Consider the following 16,860-nt stretch of genomic DNA (forward strand, 5'->3'; position numbering starts at 1 on the left):
CCGTGGGGGCCGACTGCCCGGCCCCCTCCGGCCTCCCCGTGCAGCCGGGGGGAGATCCCCCCCGCTCCCCCCTTACGGTCACAACTTGTACCACGCGCGGAAGAGCACCGCGGATGGTACTTCGACAGGTGACCTGATTTGGTCGATAGAACGTCTGATATAAAACGCAGCAGAGTGGGGGGGCGGAGTGCGCCCTTGCCGCGCAGTCGCTTACGATCTTTTTGTTGATTCAGAAGATTACTGGCTCTAGATTTATCTCCTCGGTGGCACGCTGTGTCGGAGCGTAAGGGCCCCACTGGGGGATGGGTGGAGCGAGGACGCAGTGCGCCACCGCTATAAATGAATCGTTCCATCTACCTTCTCAGGGCGCATGTCTGAGGCGCAGTCCGCACCTCTTTGTGCGGTCGCGCCGAGTTCGGCCGTGGGGGGGAGCAGGGGGGGAAGCCCCACCGCTGCACGGGGAAGCCGAAGGGGGCCGGGCAGTCGGCCCCCACGGTGGGGGGTGGGGTAAAACCCCACGAACTTCCGCAGTTGAGACTTTTGAGCAGCGCCCCTTTCCAACGCCCTTTATTAACGCAGGTTGGAATCCACCCCCATCGTCCGCTCCCGAAGCGGCGTACAGACCTGAATCCGATACTCCGAGAAAAACTCGCTCCGCCCCCGCCGCTGCGCCTCCCGATGCTCCGGGTGCTCCCGCCACGCATCGACATCCTCAATCGATTCAAACTCCACGATCGAGACATTCTCGCCATCTTCCGCCACGAAGTCTTTATAAGAGCGGAAGCCCGGCATCGCGGAAGCGAGCGCATACATCCGCATCCCCACCTTCGCGATCTCCGGCTCCACCCCCTCTTTCAAACGAGAACGAAACACAATGACGACCATCTTATTTCCTCCTCACCGCTCGTCCTTTCCCCGATGGAACGGCCGGGGGGGACAGGGCGGCGCTTCAGCACTCCGACGATTTAAATCTCTTCCCCCTTCTTTCGGGTCAGCAGGCCATAGAATTCCTCCGTCGACCAGAGCGGCTCCCCCGGGACGAGCGACGACGACTTCTGCAGAAGGATCAACTCTCCCTGAAGCGACCGGACATACTCCTCTTTTCGCGCCAGGCTGTCGAGGTTGTAGCGGATAGCATCTTTCTCGGTAAAGTTGGTATGCTCCCAGAGAAAATAAACATCGCTGAGACAGAGAGATTTGTTCGCCTCGAACCATTTCTTCGGGACCATGCACTTCCAGAGGTATCCCGAGTAGATCTCCGTCTTATCGGCAAGGAGGGTGATCTTGTGCTCTTTATCTTCTTCGTTTAACCAGAGACAATAGTCGAGGAGTCCTCCGACCAGACCGAGCGGCCCCGGCTCCTTCGCGAACTGATGCCGGTGGCCGAGCAGTCCCCGGACATTCACCTCCACCCCGCCCCACCCCTCTTTGAATTTCTCCCGGAGTTTCTTCGCCTTCTCGCACGGGATGATCACCGGGAGGGAGTTCGCCTCGTCCCCCTCTCCGATCTGGGCGATAAAGTGAGAGCGGCTCCCGCCGGTCTGGGTGTCGAAATCCCATGAAAAATCCCAGGAGGGTCCCCAGAGGTCGAAGCCGATGAAGAGCCACTTTTGGAGGCGGTCTTTCCACTCCAGCTCGGAGGAGATCGCCCGCGACTCCCGCTCCCACCAGCCGGAGGAGAGAAGGGCGCAGGGATAGAGGGTGCCGCGGACGGTGATGAAGCTCGGATCTTTCAGCGCTTCGATGTGAAGGAGTTTTTTGCGGAGGGTGCTGATCTCTTCGACGCCGTGGAACGAGAGGTCCCACGGCCGGGAAGGGTCATTCAAAAAATCGCGATACGGCTCGACCCCCCGAAGGATGAGATAATTCCGCGACCCGACATGGATATCGACATCGCGCGCCGAGACCCCTTCGAGGTCGACGGCCGAGCGGGATTCCGCGGCAGCAGCTCCCGGCGTTTTTCCTACTGCCGCTTCGAGGGGTTTTCGGAGCCGCCGCCGGCCCGGACCCCTTTGATCTCGATGTCTCCGGTGAGCTCCGCCTTTCGCACCTTGACCCCGGTGCCGGAGGCGAGGATGTCGCTGATCCGGAGCGAGGCCCCTTTGATCTCTTCTAAGTCGACGCCGATCTTCTCCGCCGCTTCCGGCGCATGCTGCTGAACGGCATCGAGGAGCACCTTCGCCTGGGTGAGCAGCTCCGGATCGCTCCCCGCCTCGGCGCGCTCCAGCTCCTCTTTCACCACCCCCCGTCGCGATACCGAGGCGGGGTCTTTCTCCAGCAGGGGGACGCTCGTCTCCCCATATTTGCGCAGAATCAGCCCCTTGATCCCTTCATAGGCATCCTGAATCACCTTCGCCGCCGTCGGCTTGAGCCCCGCCGCCGCGCCGGTCGCCAGCGCGGTCACAATGATTGAAATCGGATCCATCTCTCGCTCCTTTCAGATTGAAAACGGGCTTCACACAGAGCTGCTCTTTTCCTTTGAACTACCTTCTTCGACGCCGGGTGTCGTCCCCCAAAATCGATCCCAAAACACCCCGGATAATCTGGCGGCCGATCTGGCTTCCGATCGCCCGCGCCGCACTCTTCGCCATCGACTCGACGATCCCTTCCCGGGAGCGGCCCTTCGGACCGGCCGCGCCGGTCAGCAGGTCGGTCCACGATCCCCCCTGCTCGACCGAGGGGCGGCCGAGGCCGTCTGCTCGGCGCGCGATTTTAATTTCTCATAAGCCGACTCCCGATCGATCCCCTTTTCATAGTGACCATAAATCACCGATTGCGCGATCGACCGCCGACGCTGCTCCGGCGTGATCGCGCCGATCTGGCCCTGCGGCGGGACGATCCATGCCCGCTCGACAATCCCGGGCTGGCCTTGGTCATCGAGGAGGGAGACGAGGGCTTCTCCGACCGCGAGCTCGGTGATCGCCTTCTCGACGTTCACCTTCGGGTTGCTCCGGAAGGTCGTCGCCGCCACTTTGACCGCCTTCTGATCGCGCGGGGTAAAGGCGCGGAGCGCATGCTGGATCCGATTTCCCAACTGACCGAGGACCGGATCGGGAAGGTCGAGCGGATTTTGGGTGACGAAATAAATGCCGACCCCTTTCGAGCGGACCAGCCGGACCACCTGCTCGATCTTTTCCAACAAGACCGGCGGCGCGTCGCTAAACAAAAGATGCGCTTCGTCAAAAAAGAAGACGAGCTTCGGCTGCACGGGGTCGCCGATCTCCGGGAGGCGCTCGAAGAGCTCGGACAACAGCCAAAGCAACAAGGTCGCATAGACCTTCGGCGACTGCATCAACCGATCGGCCGCCAGAATGTTCACGATCCCCTGACCCTTCTCGTCGGTCTGAATCAGATCGTCGAGGTTCAGCGCCGGCTCGCCGAAGAACGGCTCGCCCCCTTGCTGCTCCAGCGCGACCAGGCCGCGTTGAATCGCCCCGATGCTTGCGGCGGAGATATTCCCATATTGCGTCGAGAAGGTTTTTGCATTGTCGCCGACATACTGGAGCATGGCGCGGAGGTCTTTGAGATCGAGGAGGAGCAGGCCGTTGTCGTCGGCAATTTTGAAGACGAGCGCCAGCACCCCGCTCTGCGTCTCGTTGAGATTCAAGAGCCGGCTGAAGAGAAGCGGCCCCATCTCCGAGACGGTGGTCCGGAGCGGATGGCCCTGCTCGCCGAAGACATCCCAGAAAGCCACCGGTGTCGCGGCGGGGGAAAAGTCGGTCAAGCGGAGCTGTTTCACCCGCTCCGTGACCTTCGGATTCTCTTTTCCGGCCTGGCTCATTCCGGAGAGGTCCCCTTTCACATCGGCGAGGAAAACCGGCACGCCGATCCGGCTGAATCGCTCCGCCAGCGATTGAAGGGTGACCGACTTCCCGGTCCCCGTCGCCCCGGCGATCAATCCATGCCGGTTCGCCATCTTCGGCAGAAGCGTCAGCTCTTTTTTATCCTTCGCAATCAAAATCGGCTCCGCCATCTCTTCCTCTATCCCTCCTGAATCATAAAAGCGTCCAACGCCCCCATCATTATGAATTTGGAAAAAGGAGTCAAGTGGTTTTTCAGAGAAGCGCTTGGGATCTTTTTAGTTAGAAGCGAAAGGATCGACGGTCCAGGCGATGCGGAATGTGGAAACGATCAGACGTTCTTTCTAAAAAATTCGGCCACGGCGGCTTTGCCGATTTTACCTTGAGCCACATCTAAAATAATCCCCTCAAACGAGAACTCATCCGCTTTAAGCGCGTGTCCATTCAATTTCAAAAATGTAAAGGCAGAGAGCGCAGCGGTCCGCTTGTTTCCATCGATGAAAGGATGATTCTGAACGAGATGGAAAAGATAGGCCGCTGCCATTTCAAAAAGATTGGAATGGAGGTATTCATCTCCAAAACCGGCCTGCGGCATGGCAATGGCGGATTGAAGCAACCCGAGGTCTCGGATACCGTGAGAACCTCCAAACTCCTCGATCAAATCGGCATGAACTTCAATGACCTGATCTACGGTGAGAAAAAGAATTTCTTTCATTTGTCTGCAAGCCGCTTCAGCATCTTGCCATATTTTCGTTTCCCTTCCGCCACCGCCTCTCGAAATGCCTTCTGCTTCTTTTCATCCCTCACCGGTGCGATAATGAGACACTTTCCATCGGTCGTAATGGAGAGCGGGGTATCGGCATCGATTTCCAGCAGATCCAGCACCGGCCGGTCGATCACCAGCGCCAAGCTGTTGCCATGTTTGGTTAAACGTTTGATCATCATCAACCTCCAAGTAAGGGTGACTCAATGTATCTCCATTGTATAACCTTGTTTTTAGGAGGTCAAGACAAAGGCTGAAGACCGCCTGGAGCAAAAGAGAAGATCCTTCTTGCCTGACGAGAGGCGCCCTCGCGTCCAATACTTCAAGCAAGAGCGTTTCCATTTGCCTTTTTTTATTCTTTTCGCTAATCTCTCTCCATTGGTTTTCTTCCCCTGGGTGAGAGCCGCATGCCGCGCGCCGACCAGCCGATCCGACAATGGACCATCCTCAAGCTGCTGGAGTCGAACGGAAGGGTGACGCTTCGGCATATCGCCGACGCCCTCTCCGAGACCTGCCATGAGCGGACGCTCCGGCGGGATCTCGATGTCCTGGGGCTGGTCGGGTTTCCGATCTACTCCGAGCGGGAGAACGGCAAGACGGTTTGGAAGCTCGACGACGCCTATCGGTGCGCCCCCCTCCCGCTCACCGCCACGGAGCTCTATGCGCTCCAGTGCGGGATGCAAATGATGGCCCCCCTCGAAGGGACCTTCATCACCGACGCGATTCAAAGTCTCACCCAAAAAATCAAAGCCAACCTTCCTCCGAAAAGCAAAGACTACCTCGCACTGCTCCAACAGACGATCCAAATCGGGATCCCTCCCTACAAGATCTACAAAACCCACCGCGCTCGGATCGACCCAATCCAACAGGCGATCGAATCTGGAAAAACGATCGAGATCCGCTATACGCCGCTGCGGACCGGCCGCGCGGCAACGCGCGCCGTCAACCCTTATCGTCTCTGGCATTATGGCGGAACGCTTTACCTCATCGGCTACTGTCATGAACGAAAAGATACCCGCACCTTTGTGATCGACCGGATCACGTCGATCCAGATGACCAACCGGCCGTTTCAGATCCCCTTTTATTTTTCCACCGACGACTATTTCAAGAATGCCTTCGGGGTTTATCGTGGCGAGGCGGAGACGGTATCCCTCCTCTTTGAAAAGAAGGCCGCCTTCTGGGTAAGAGAACGGAAATGGCATCAGAGCCAGAAGATCACGTCGCTTCGGAGCGGGAGGATTCAATTGGAGCTTCGGGTCGCGATTACGCCGGAGTTGATGCAATGGGTGATGGGGTTTGGGGCGCAAGTGGAGGTCATTGCGCCGGTGAGATTGAGACGGATGGTGGAGAATGAGGCATGGCGGATCGCGGGGAAATATCAGACGGGAAAAAGCCGGCGCCCGATCAAGACCAAAAGCGGCGCAGGTCGAAAGAGAGCTGCCGATGATGCTTGATGGAAAGAAAAATAATCCGGGTTCCCCGCAGGAGATAAAGGATCAGAGATTCCTCCGACACAAATTCCCGAAGGTCGTCTCCTTTCTTCATTTTGGCTTTCAGCTTGCGAAGGAGGAGTTGCCCCTCGCGGGAGTGAATCGGGTGAGATAAAAACAGCCGGCCCGGCTGGGGGTAACGGCGAAGCATCGGGACGATCTCATCGACCAGCCGATCGAGAAGGTCGTCGAAGGCGCGGCCTCCTTGCGGTTTCAGAAAGGATTGGATGGCATCGAGGTTTCGGATGAAGTTTTCGGAAAAGACCGGCGTCCGGAGTTTACCGGCCATAGCGGGATTTTATTTTCTTCAGCGAAACCGTTTTCCCACTTTCGGCTTCTTCGACTCCCCGAATTGCCTCTTCCAGAAGAGTGAGATGAATGTGCTCCCGCTCCAAGCGATGGTAATGGTCGAGCCGCTCGGCATCGATGAGGGCGGCGCAGCTTTCGCCGTTCTTGGTGATGATCTTCTCGCTCCCCTCGCTGCAGACCTCCTCGCAGAGCTCGGTGAGCTTGGCGCGGGCTTTGGTGAGGGGAATGATGTCTTTGGGTGAGATGGGCATGAGGGCCTCCGTTTTGGTGGCAAGCCCGAGTATAAATTGTGTACAGAATTCTGTCAACAAAGGAGAGCAAATTTGTGACCACCGGTGTCACAACGGTGTAGTAGGATCACGCTTATAAAGTTAAGGAGAATACCGGTTTTGGCGGTGACCCTGTCCCGATTCTTGTTGCAAGTCTTTTAAATTGGCCAGGCATAGTCTCCAACAAAACGGGGTAGAGCCGTGGAAAGGTAGCGATTCGGAGATTCCATGTTCTGAACGACATCGTTTCCCCTCCCCGGCCCCTCTTCAAGCAACATGACATGAATTGTCCCACTCTAGGGATGAAATGGCGGACCAGCTCGGTATCGAAGTGAAAAGACGTAAATGGAGCTTAGATAATCTCAAAAGATAAGTAATACTTTAATGTATTTTGTAGTTTAATGAGAAAAATGTTGATTCTTCATGTAAGCACATGCTATATCTCTCCCGTGACACTCTAAAGGGTATCGCTGGAGTGGGAGATCCTGCATCGGCACCCTACAAAACAAATGTGGGGTGCCGATAGCTCCATGTTCACTGAGCAGGCCCTGTTGAAGCAATGTCTTTTGAAGCATCATGAGACTCCAAAAACCTTATCCGCGGCACCTGCCGCGGCCCCATTGTATTTCATAACAAGAGTTATAGCTGAGAGGACGCTAAGTGAATAAACGCCATCTGGAATTCATAAATTGGTTTCAGGGTGTTATGAATAAGGAGAATGAACCGTATCCATATCAAGCCCGCTTCGCAATGGATGATACCCTGCCTCAATTGGTCGATATACCGACAGGCTTGGGGAAAACGGCAACGACTATCTTAGGATGGTTATGGAGGCGGAGGTTTCATCCGGATAGAGCAATCCAAAATGCCACACCTCGCCGCCTCATCTATTGCTTACCCATGCGTGTATTGGTTGAACAAACCTATGAGAACGCAAAGGGTTGGTTGAGCAAATTAAACATGTTGGGTAGCCCCGGCGACGGGAAAATTTCGGTCCATCTTCTAATGGGCGGTGAAATCGATATCGACTGGGACGCTCATCCCGAAGCGGATGCAATCCTGATCGGCACTCAAGATCAGTTGTTATCGCGCGCATTAAACCGGGGCTATGCAATGAGCCGTTACCGATGGCCAATGCATTTTTCCCTTCTCAACAACGATTGTCTTTGGATCTTTGATGAAGTGCAGCTGATGGGAGCGGGACTTCCGACAACCGCTCAGCTTCAGGCGTTTCGAGAAAAGCTCGGAACCTATGGAGCAGTTCATTCGCTCTGGATGTCCGCCACACTGAAAAAAGAAGGACTTGCCACGATCGACTTTCTGGAACAGGCCGCCCGTCTTCAAACACTCTCGTTGAATGATCAAGATAAGCAGCATCAAGAAGTATCTAAACGCATAAATGCCAGAAAAACTCTGACAAAGGCGCAGACTGTGTGGCGCGCGGAAGCAGAAGATGACTATGCGGAGACTTTAGCAAAAGAAGTGGTCCAGAAACACAAAACGGGGTCGTTCAGTCTGGTCATCGTAAATCGTGTCAATCGTGCTCAGGAAGTATTAAAAGAGCTACAGGAACTCTTGCGAAGCGCCTCTCAACCGCCAGACCTACTTCTCATTCATTCCCGTTTCCGCTCCGCCGAACGGAAAAAGATTCAAGCACGTCTAAAAGAAAGCCCTCCACAAGGCCGTATCATTGTGGCTACTCAGGCCATTGAGGCAGGCATCGATCTCTCCGCTCAAACGCTCTTTACGGAACTGGCCCCCTGGTCATCACTTGTTCAGCGGTTTGGAAGGTGCAATCGATACGGAGAATACAACGAAGATCATCCCGCCCGCATCTTTTGGATAGATCTCGAAACGCTGGTCGTCAACAAAAACGGTGAAAATGAGCCAAATAAAGAGGCGGCTCAACCCTATGAGACCCCTCCGCTGGACTGGGCTAGAAAACAACTGACGCAGTTAACGGATGGGGGACCTCAAGCAGTGTCCGGATTCAGCGATCCTTTCCCGGCTCCGCCCGCCTATGTGCTCCGGAAGAAAGATTTGATCGAACTTTTTGACACCACCCCCGATCTGGCAGGCAATGATATTGACGTATCCCGTTACATTCGTGAGACCGAGAACAATGATGTTCAGATTTATTGGCGAACACCCGTTGATATCAATTCGGAACCTCGAGACGAAGAACTCTGCTCCGTTTCGATTAAAAGTTTCAGAATTTTTCTAAAAAAGAAGAAGCCTGCCTATCGATGGAATGGTTTGGATCGAGAGTGGATTCCTGTCACTGATAGATCTATCTGGCCCGGCCTTACCATTCTCCTGGATGTCTCTGCCGGCGGGTATTCGGAAGAGCTCGGCTGGACTGGAGACGGAACCGACCTGGTCTCAGCGCTTCCATCTCTTCTAAACGCCCCTTCACTGGACGCTTATGACGAGGACCGCCCCACTTTTATAAGTCGTTACGTCACACTAACAGACCACGCAAAAGATGTCGCTGAGGCACTGATCGCTCTCAGAAAAATATTTTTCAGTTCTCTGCCTGACGTTCCGTGGGACGATCTTTCGAAAGCGGCTCGATGGCACGATATCGGCAAGGCTCATAAAGTATTTCAAGAGATGCTGCCATCCCCTCTCCAAAGCGACGACCTACGGGGAGGCCAGCCCCCCTGGGCAAAGTCAGCGCACAAAGGAGGCAAATATTCCCGCCCCCATTTCCGCCATGAACTTGCCTCGGCTTTGGCACTTTTGCAACACAAGGAATCCGACCTGGCCGCGTACCTTGCAGCAGCCCACCACGGCAAGGTACGTCTTTCGATCCGCTCCCTTCCTGGTGAAATACCATCTGGTGATGGGAGGCCCTTCGCGCGCGGCGTCTGGGAAGGAGATGACCTTCCGGCGGTCGATCTGGGAGATAAAATTCAGAGTCAGCAATTGATTCTCACCCTTGCCTATATGGGAATGGGTGAGGGCCCGCATGGGGCCAGCTGGTTGGAGCGAACACTGAAATTGCGGGATGAATACGGGCCTTTTAGATTAGCCTGGATGGAAACCCTCGTCCGTGTGGCCGATTGGAGGGGTACCCGGAAGGAAGAGGAGACCAAATGAATGATCTGATACTTTCCGGATGTAGGCCGGAACCGCTGGCCAACTATCTTAAGGCCCTCGGGGTATTACGGCTCTTAGGTGAACAGGCTGACCCGAATGTCCGGGGGGGATGGAAACAAGATGAGTTTATTCTCCGATCGAGCCTTGATCGAGAAAAACTGGAACAGTTTTTCTTACAAGATTACCGGCCAACACCCATCGTCGCCCCCTGGAATGGAGGAAGCGGATTCTATCCGAAAGATAAAAAAGAAGGGATCGATGCTCTTTGTATTTCTCCGGCTCAACGATTCACCGATTACCGGCAGACGATTTCTATCGCTCAAAACTTAATTGAGTCACTTGGGTTGTCCGAAAAATCGAGTGGTGAGCAAAAACAACTGCTTTTACGTCAATGCCGAAATCATTTCCCGGATAAAGCAGTCGCCTGGCTAGATGCGGCGTATATCTTGACGGAATCTGAAGCGAAATATCCACCTCTCCTCGGAACCGGAGGCAATGATGGAAGGTTAGAATTCACGAATAATTTCATGCAGCGATTGATCGACATTTTTGATATCGGAACAGGTGCGCCGACCGCTTTTTCCCGGTCATGGCTCTCCGGCGCTCTTTTCAACGAGCCTGTACAGAAGCTTTTAGCTGACAAGCCGATTGGGCAATTTTATCCGGGCGCAGCGGGAGGGGCAAATTCGTCAGTAGGTTTTTCCTCAAAATCGCTGATCAACCCTTGGGATTTCATTCTCATGATCGAAGGTGCGTTGCTCTTTGCCGCTGCGGCAACAAAGCGTCTTCGGGCCGGCACCACCGTAGAGTTGGGTTATCCCTTCAGCACACGAGCGGCCGGCGTGGGATATGGCACTGCCAGCACGGCAGATGAAAGTTCCCGCGGTGAACTCTGGATTCCTTTATGGGAATCACCTTCATTGCTCTCTGAAGTGATGACCCTTTTTTCTGAGGGAAGGGCGCAAGCGGGAAAGCGTCCTGCTAAAAACAGTGTCGACTTCGCCCAGGCATTGGCAATGCTGGGAACGGATCGCGGCATCAATGAATTTCTTCGCTACGGCTTTCAGGAGAGAAACGGTCTCGCTTATTTTGCAACCCCTCTGGGGCGTTGGAGGGCCAAAGCCCGTCCTAAGGCAAATTTGCTGGATCAGGTCGGGTCCTGGATCGATTCGTTCAGGCATAAAGCGATGGGAAACATCGCCCCCGAACGGATAAAACGAACATTTCGCGCCGTCGAAGAAGCGATCATGAATTTCTGCAAACCCGGAGGGCCATCCCAAATGACGGAGATCGTGATCGCACTGGGGCAGGCAGAGAGGGCCTTGGCAGGATCACCTCGATTTCGAGAAGAAGCGTTTGCCAAACCGATTCTTCTTTCCGAAGAGTGGATTGAAACATTAGACAATGGGAAAGAAAAAGCCGAATTTCACCTCGCTTTAGCGCTGGCCTCAATGGAAATCCGGAAGAATTTAGAACCGGTCGAAGTCCGACCTGGAAAAGTAAGTTGGCTTGATCAGAAGAATCCTCCGCATGTGGTCTGGAGAGATGGATCGCTCGTTAATAATCTTACGGCCGCTCTACTTCGGCGATGTTTGGATGCTGAGTCCCTGGATGGGAAATACCGAGCGGGCCTGGGAGAAATTGCGGCCTTTATTTCTGTTGATATCGATGATTCACGCCTTGAGAAACTTCTATGGGGACTCTCTCTCATTGACTGGCCAAAAATCACAACCGCAGCCAGTCATCGCATTGAGGGCAGTTTTACGCCCATGCTCTATGATCTCCTGAAATTGACATGTCTGCATGAGCCTTTAAAAGATACACCGATTCCGCTCAATACAGCGATTCTGACGAGAGCAGCTTCAGGGGATGCAGCCGCAGCCTCAAAGCTGGCAGCCCAACGTCTAACAGGCAGCGGGTTTCATCCCTTCGTAGACCTTATTAGAGAGCCAAACAAAAAAACTCAACGCATTGCAGCAGCATTGATCTTTCCAATTTCCAGATCAGATATTTACCACCTGGTTAAACGCGTTTTAAAAGTGTCCGAGCCGGCACAAAGATAGAACTTAATATTCTTACTCACATGAAAGGAGAACATCATGGCCTCAAAATTGGATCTTAAGCCTCTTCAAGACACACCTCGCCTCCTTATCGAAGCCGAACTTCAGCCAATCCAGGGAACCCGCTTTCAACCAACGGGCTTTCCCGATCTGGGTGCGGCGACATTCACCCTGCACAATGATACATCGATGCTCTTGGTGGAATCCGCACAGAGCATGGCGAATCGGTTGGAAAACATCTGCTGGGAGGAAGCAACCAGCGATCTGACCGATACGCTTAAAGGGCTCCCATATATTGTGGTCAAAGAAAACGGGAAAGTGATTACGAACTCTTTATTGGAGTCTCACCGGTTGAATTCACCTTACATTCTGGAGGGCACCGATAAAACCTTTTTCAACAAGCTTAAAGGAGAATTAGGAGTATTCGAAGGAAAACCGGTCGATCTCAAGCTTTTGGCCGCTATTCTAATGAAATATGATGTGAATGCCCTGTTGCACGGCGTCTTCTTAGCAAAGAGTGAACTTGCGGGAGGAAGACTTCGCTTGGCCAGAAGCCTATCGGCCTTTATCGAAGCAAAAGAGGTGGCCGTCGCTGCAAGCGGGGGGGTCAAGATGGACCGGGTCAATCCACAGGGTGATACAAAGAAAGGATTCGGCCATGTCCCTTTTCATAGAAATGAGTTTACCGCAAAGGAGATCACCGCTTTTTTCAACCTCGATCTTGCTCAAATCCGAGGATATGGCTTAGGAGAAAATGCAGAGCAGTTATTGGTCGCCGTTGCCTTATTTAAGATCCAGAAATTTTTAAAAGAAGGATTGCGCCTCAGAACGGCTTGTGATCTGGAAGTCGTCAAGACCACAGTAAAACGTCCGGAGAATTTCGAGATCCCCTCTTTACAGGCTCTGGAAGCGGCATTGCCTCCTCTCATCCAGGCGGTCGCCGGTGAGGGGAAGTTTGCGAGTCCGGCGGTCACGACCGTCTCTTATACAGGGGGCAAGGGATGATCACCTTAAATATCCGGTTCACAGCCGGCCGATATCACGCGACCCCATGGGGTCGGCATGTTAATGAGGGAGCGATCGAGTGGCCGCCGTCTCCCTGGCGGATTTTGAGAGGGCTCATTGCCGCCTGGCATCGAAAGTTTTCACCCGATATTCCCGAACCTGCCGTTCGCGACATTGTTGAAAACTTAACGGCACTTCCTCTGTTTCATCTTCCAAAAGCCACACTGGGGCACACGCGGCACTTCATGCCGCAAAGAGACCCGCTTGGCCGGGACAAAACGAAAATCTTTGATGCCTTTATTTCAATCCTGCCCGATGATCCGCTTTCAGTGATCTGGCCCTCTGTCACACTGGAACAGGATCAGTTACTCCGCCTTCAACGATTAACCTCCGGTCTCGGTTATCTCGGCCGCGCAGAAAGCTGGGTCAGCATCGAGGCCTCAGACAAGTGGGACGGCGTCTCGAATTGCAAGCAGATTGAAAACGGCGAGAAAGTAGAAGGAGAGCGGGTTCGAACCATGGCTGCACTGACACCAGAGGAGTATTCAGTCTGGTTGACTCATTTCAGCATTCAACCCGTTGGCCCGGAACTCGCTACCAAAAAAAAGACCAGAAGTAAAAAAGACCTACTTTCTGCCCCAACCAATCTATGGGATGCGCTTCACGCTGAAACAAGCGACTTGCAAAAACAAGGCTGGTCATTCCCTCCGGGAAGCAGATGGGTCGATTACGCCCGCCCGGACAATGCATTTCAGATTGTTTACCAACGGAGGCCTATGATGAAAAAAGAAGAATCCTACCCTACCGTGGCCAGGTATGCCCTCGCCGGTCCTGTTCTTCCTCGATTGACTGACAGCCTTTTTATCGGAGAACTGATGCGACAGACACTGATAAAAAGAACGAGTGAGATGGAGGATTCTCTTTATAACATGTCAATTTTTTCCGGCAAGACAGTCGAGGGAAGTCCTTCGGAAGATAAGCATTCACATGCTTTTTATCTGCCGTCTGATGAGGACCGAGATGGAAAACTGGATCACATTACAGTTTATGCAGAAAAACGATTCGATGATAGTGCCCGGATTGCTTTAAACCAAGTTCGAGAATTGCGGAGTAGAGGGGGTTATCCCGTCTACACTGTTTTATTATCCCTTGGTCATCCGGAAAATTATGGAGGATTTGATGGCCGGAGCGGCCAAACCCCTCAATTGGCTCGATCAAAAGTATGGGTTTCCACTACCCCCTATATGCTGACACGCCATCCAAAAAAGAATGGAAAAGATTCCCCAGAAATCCAACTGCGGCTAGAACTGACTCGCCGAGGATTGCCAGAACCCATTAAAATTGACCGGCTAGATTCTACGATTGCTTCAGGCAAAAAGATCCGCTGGCTCGAATTCAAGAGAATCCGAACAAAAGGTGGGGGCCAGGTTGCAGACTCACGCGGGTATGGGTTTAGAATTGAATTCCCCGTTGACGTCTCCGGCCCTATCGCCTTGGGCTATGGATGCCACTTCGGCTTGGGACAGTTCACCGCAATAAAAGAATAGTCATTTTTGCCAACTATTCCACCCGCTCTTTGACAACTGAAAGGAGGTTTTATGAACACCAACGCAACAGATGCGCCTGTGGACTTACCGCTCCTCCCCGTTCGGATGTTGAACGAGTTTACCTATTGTCCCCGTTTGGGATACCTCGAATGGGTCCAGGGGGAATTCGCCGACAGCGCCGATACGGTGGAGGGGCGGTATCGCCATCGGCGGGTGGATCAGAGTGCGAAGCGGCCGGCGAAAAAAGAATCGGAAGGCGAAGAAGAAAAAGTCGTTCTCCACGCCCGGTCGGTGTCGCTCTCCAGCGAGCGGATGGGGCTTACGGCCAAGATCGATCTTGTTGAGGGCGAAGGCGCCCGCGTGACGCCGGTCGATTACAAAAAAAGCAAACGGCCGCATGTGGCGAGGGGGGCGTGGGAGCCGGAGTTAGTACAGCTTTGCGCTCAGGGGTTGCTTCTCCGGGAGCAAGGATACGAATGCGCCGAAGGGGTGATTTATTTCGTCGGCTCGCGCGAGCGGGTGACGATCGCTTTTGACGACGAGCTGATCGCCCTCACGCTGGAGCGGATCGCACAGATGCGGCGGGCGGTCGTTTCAGGAGAGATCCCGCCGCCGTTGGAGGAGAGTCCCAAATGTGTCCGTTGCTCGCTGGTCGGCATCTGCCTTCCGGATGAGGTGCGGTTTCTCAGGGCGAACGCCGCCGGCCTTCCGGAGCCACGGCCGCTCTTTCCGGCGTCGGACGACACCTTGCCGCTCCATGTCCAGCATCCGGGCGCGAAGGTGGCGAAACGGGGCGAGGTCCTGGCGATCTTAGATGGCGATGCGCTCCTCACCGAAGCCCGTTTGGGAGAGATCTCCCAGGTCGCTCTCTTCGGAGGGGTCCACATCAGCACGCCGGTGGTTCAGGAGCTCTGCCGCCGGGGCATTCCGCTCACCTATCTCTCCTCGGGTGGCTGGTTTTATGGGTTCACCCATGGGATGAACCACAAGAACATCGACCTGCGGCGCCACCAGTTCCGGGCGGCCGAAGATCGGTCCAGGTGTCTATTACTTGCGCGCCGGTTCGTCCAGGCGAAGATCGCCAACTGCCGGACCCTTCTCCGCCGCAATCACGAGCTTCCGCTGGATCAGCCGCTGCAGCAGATGAAATGGGACATCGAGCAGGCCGGAAAAGCCGACAGCCTCGAACAGCTTTTGGGGGTGGAAGGGATGTCGGCGCGGCGCTATTTCGAATGCTTCGATGGGATGCTAAAGTTGGCCGATCCCCTTTTTCCGGAATTCGACTTCAACGGCCGCAACCGAAGGCCGCCGCGCGATCCGATCAACGCGCTTCTCTCGCTCGCCTATGCGATGCTGGCGCGGGAATGGGCCGTAGTGCTGCAGACAGTCGGTCTCGATCCTTATCTGGGGTTCTATCATCAGCCTCGATACGGCCGCCCGGCGCTGGCGCTCGATCTGATGGAGGAGTTCCGGCCGATCATCGGCGATTCGGCGGTGATCACGGCGATCAACAACGGTGAAATTACCGCGAACGATTTCATCAAGCAGATGGGCGCCGTCAGCCTGACCGCGGAAGGGAGGAGCCGTTTCATTCAGACGTACGAGCGGCGGATGAGCAGCGAGATCACCCACCCCGTCTTTGGATACCGGATCAGCTACCGGCGGGTTTTCGAAGTCCAGGCCCGCCTGCTGGGACGCCATCTCATGGGAGAGATCCCCGACTATCCGGCGTTCGTGACGCGGTGATCCCGGGATGACTTAAACCAGGAGCGGTTCCCAATGCGGCATGTTTATATCGTGACCTACGACATCGCGAATCCGAAACGGCTTCGCCGTGTTTTCAAGACCATGAAGGGGTTTGGAAAACATCTTCAGCTTTCGGTTTTCCAATGCGATCTTCCGGCGATCGATCTGATCCGGATGCAGGATATCCTGACCCTGATTATCAACGCGGAGGAAGATCAAGTCCTTATCTTCAACCTGGGGCCGACGGAAAGCTGCCCGATCAAATCGATTCAGACCCTCGGTCTTCCCGCCAAGCTGGCAAAGCGCGCAACCGTAGTGGTTTGATTTTTTTTTGCCTACCGCGCGCGAGCGGTTCGGTGACGCGGCCGCCTGGAGGAGCGCTCGCAAGTTGCTATGCAGTTAAAATATCAGCACTTTAGTGGCTAAAAGGAGACACAAAAAATTGAAATTCAAACACATGACATATTGTAAGTCGAACCACTCGTTTTGGCGCCCGAAAGAAACGGCTAATCACCAACTTAGCAGGGGCGCCCTTTCCACAGAGTAAAATCTGTGGCCTCATTGAAGCCGAGGTTGTCGGCGAGGGGGTCGGTGAGATCGTACGAGGCTTTCCACAGAGTAAAATCTGTGGCCTCATTGAAGCTCGGTCGGCCAGGTTTTGACAGCGACTCACGCGAATCACTTTCCACAGAGTAAAATCTGTGGCCTCATTGAAGCTTACGCTAGTAATTATTGCATGGTGGGATGGGCTGACCCTTTCCACAGAGTA

14 protein-coding genes, 1 pseudogene and 1 CRISPR repeat array (1 of these 16 only partly in view) are annotated in these 16,860 nt (G+C 54.4%); of the genes and pseudogenes, 7 read left to right on the top strand and 8 right to left on the bottom strand.

The genetic code is table 11. The features are described from left to right. Positions 1–570: 570 nt before the first annotated feature. The 6 genes and pseudogenes from HY282_14520 to HY282_14545 form a co-directional block, all read right to left on the bottom strand. Positions 571–885, bottom strand: coding sequence for an antibiotic biosynthesis monooxygenase (locus tag HY282_14520; GenBank protein ID MBI3804966.1), 315 nt, complete (start codon positions 883–885; stop codon positions 571–573). Positions 886–965: 80 nt separating this feature from the next. Then, the gene (locus tag HY282_14525) at positions 966–1,826 is read right to left on the bottom strand and encodes a hypothetical protein (protein MBI3804967.1); all 861 of its coding nucleotides are present in this window, start codon (positions 1,824–1,826) and stop codon (positions 966–968) included. Between the two features lie 137 nt (positions 1,827–1,963). After that, a complete protein-coding gene (locus HY282_14530; GenBank protein ID MBI3804968.1) occupies positions 1,964–2,425 on the bottom strand; it encodes a hypothetical protein in 462 nt (153 codons plus the stop codon). A gap of 58 nt (positions 2,426–2,483) precedes the next feature. Continuing rightward, a pseudogene (locus tag HY282_14535) lies at positions 2,484–3,973 on the bottom strand (DUF853 family protein). 158 nt (positions 3,974–4,131) lie between these two features. Then, complete coding sequence (locus tag HY282_14540; protein ID MBI3804969.1) at positions 4,132–4,515, bottom strand: type II toxin-antitoxin system death-on-curing family toxin; 384 nt, start codon at positions 4,513–4,515, stop codon at positions 4,132–4,134. Continuing rightward, positions 4,512–4,742, bottom strand: coding sequence for an AbrB/MazE/SpoVT family DNA-binding domain-containing protein (locus tag HY282_14545; GenBank protein ID MBI3804970.1), 231 nt, complete (start codon positions 4,740–4,742; stop codon positions 4,512–4,514). The genes HY282_14540 and HY282_14545 overlap by 4 nt, the downstream gene beginning before the upstream one ends. 228 nt (positions 4,743–4,970) lie before the next feature. Here HY282_14545 and HY282_14550 point away from each other — a divergent pair, with 228 nt between their 5' ends. Next, the gene (locus tag HY282_14550; GenBank protein MBI3804971.1) at positions 4,971–6,017 is read left to right on the top strand and encodes a YafY family transcriptional regulator; all 1,047 of its coding nucleotides are present in this window, start codon (positions 4,971–4,973) and stop codon (positions 6,015–6,017) included. On the opposite strand, the gene HY282_14555 is transcribed toward HY282_14550, so the two are convergent. Both HY282_14555 and HY282_14560 read right to left on the bottom strand, forming a co-directional pair. After that, positions 5,968–6,342: a type II toxin-antitoxin system RelE/ParE family toxin gene (locus HY282_14555; protein MBI3804972.1), complete on the bottom strand. Its 375-nt coding sequence runs from the start codon at positions 6,340–6,342 to the stop codon at positions 5,968–5,970. The genes HY282_14550 and HY282_14555 overlap by 50 nt on opposite strands. Beyond that, positions 6,332–6,613 (bottom strand): type II toxin-antitoxin system Phd/YefM family antitoxin, encoded by a 282-nt coding sequence (locus HY282_14560; GenBank protein MBI3804973.1) that lies wholly within the window; start codon positions 6,611–6,613, stop codon positions 6,332–6,334. Before HY282_14560 ends, HY282_14555 begins: the two co-directional genes overlap by 11 nt. 723 nt (positions 6,614–7,336) lie before the next feature. Here HY282_14560 and cas3 point away from each other — a divergent pair. The 6 genes from cas3 to cas2 all read left to right on the top strand — a co-directional run bounded on the left by cas3 (position 7,337) and on the right by cas2 (position 16,415). Then, positions 7,337–9,733: a CRISPR-associated helicase Cas3' gene (cas3, locus tag HY282_14565; GenBank protein MBI3804974.1), complete on the top strand. Its 2,397-nt coding sequence runs from the start codon at positions 7,337–7,339 to the stop codon at positions 9,731–9,733. Then, on the top strand, positions 9,730–11,796 hold the full coding sequence (gene csx17, locus HY282_14570) for a type I-U CRISPR-associated protein Csx17 (protein ID MBI3804975.1): 2,067 nt from the start codon (positions 9,730–9,732) through the stop codon (positions 11,794–11,796). The genes cas3 and csx17 overlap by 4 nt, the downstream gene beginning before the upstream one ends. 36 nt (positions 11,797–11,832) lie before the next feature. After that, positions 11,833–12,798 carry a type I-U CRISPR-associated protein Cas7 gene (gene cas7u, locus HY282_14575; GenBank protein ID MBI3804976.1) on the top strand — a complete coding sequence of 322 codons (966 nt, stop codon included), beginning with the start codon at positions 11,833–11,835 and terminating at the stop codon, positions 12,796–12,798. Further along, positions 12,795–14,345 (top strand): type I-U CRISPR-associated protein Cas5/Cas6, encoded by a 1,551-nt coding sequence (cas5u6u, locus tag HY282_14580; protein ID MBI3804977.1) that lies wholly within the window; start codon positions 12,795–12,797, stop codon positions 14,343–14,345. Before cas7u ends, cas5u6u begins: the two co-directional genes overlap by 4 nt. Positions 14,346–14,450: 105 nt before the next feature. Further along, complete coding sequence (cas1, locus tag HY282_14585; protein ID MBI3804978.1) at positions 14,451–16,091, top strand: CRISPR-associated endonuclease Cas1; 1,641 nt, start codon at positions 14,451–14,453, stop codon at positions 16,089–16,091. Positions 16,092–16,124: 33 nt separating this feature from the next. After that, positions 16,125–16,415 (top strand): CRISPR-associated endonuclease Cas2, encoded by a 291-nt coding sequence (cas2, locus tag HY282_14590; protein MBI3804979.1) that lies wholly within the window; start codon positions 16,125–16,127, stop codon positions 16,413–16,415. Between the two features lie 208 nt (positions 16,416–16,623). After that, positions 16,624–16,860: a CRISPR direct-repeat array (repeat unit 36 nt; unit sequence CTTTCCACAGAGTAAAATCTGTGGCCTCATTGAAGC) (it continues 2,002 nt past the right edge of the window).

The sequence above is a fragment of the Candidatus Manganitrophaceae bacterium genome, assembly GCA_016200325.1.
In the GTDB taxonomy this organism is placed as follows: domain Bacteria; phylum Nitrospirota; class Nitrospiria; order SBBL01; family Manganitrophaceae; genus Manganitrophus.

Bases quoted from the DNA above. Each gene is read 5' to 3' on its own strand.
- HY282_14520 (MBI3804966.1), bottom strand. From the start codon at position 885: ATGGTCGTCATTGTGTTTCGTTCTCGTTTGAAAGAGGGGGTGGAGCCG.
- HY282_14530 (MBI3804968.1), bottom strand. From the start codon at position 2,425: ATGGATCCGATTTCAATCATTGTGACCGCGCTGGCGACCGGCGCGGCG.
- HY282_14540 (MBI3804969.1), bottom strand. From the start codon at position 4,515: ATGAAAGAAATTCTTTTTCTCACCGTAGATCAGGTCATTGAAGTTCAT.
- HY282_14545 (MBI3804970.1), bottom strand. From the start codon at position 4,742: ATGATCAAACGTTTAACCAAACATGGCAACAGCTTGGCGCTGGTGATC.
- HY282_14550 (MBI3804971.1), top strand. From the start codon at position 4,971: ATGCCGCGCGCCGACCAGCCGATCCGACAATGGACCATCCTCAAGCTG.
- HY282_14555 (MBI3804972.1), bottom strand. From the start codon at position 6,342: ATGGCCGGTAAACTCCGGACGCCGGTCTTTTCCGAAAACTTCATCCGA.
- HY282_14560 (MBI3804973.1), bottom strand. From the start codon at position 6,613: ATGCCCATCTCACCCAAAGACATCATTCCCCTCACCAAAGCCCGCGCC.
- cas3 (MBI3804974.1), top strand. From the start codon at position 7,337: ATGAATAAGGAGAATGAACCGTATCCATATCAAGCCCGCTTCGCAATG.
- csx17 (MBI3804975.1), top strand. From the start codon at position 9,730: ATGAATGATCTGATACTTTCCGGATGTAGGCCGGAACCGCTGGCCAAC.
- cas7u (MBI3804976.1), top strand. From the start codon at position 11,833: ATGGCCTCAAAATTGGATCTTAAGCCTCTTCAAGACACACCTCGCCTC.
- cas5u6u (MBI3804977.1), top strand. From the start codon at position 12,795: ATGATCACCTTAAATATCCGGTTCACAGCCGGCCGATATCACGCGACC.
- cas1 (MBI3804978.1), top strand. From the start codon at position 14,451: ATGTTGAACGAGTTTACCTATTGTCCCCGTTTGGGATACCTCGAATGG.
- cas2 (MBI3804979.1), top strand. From the start codon at position 16,125: ATGCGGCATGTTTATATCGTGACCTACGACATCGCGAATCCGAAACGG.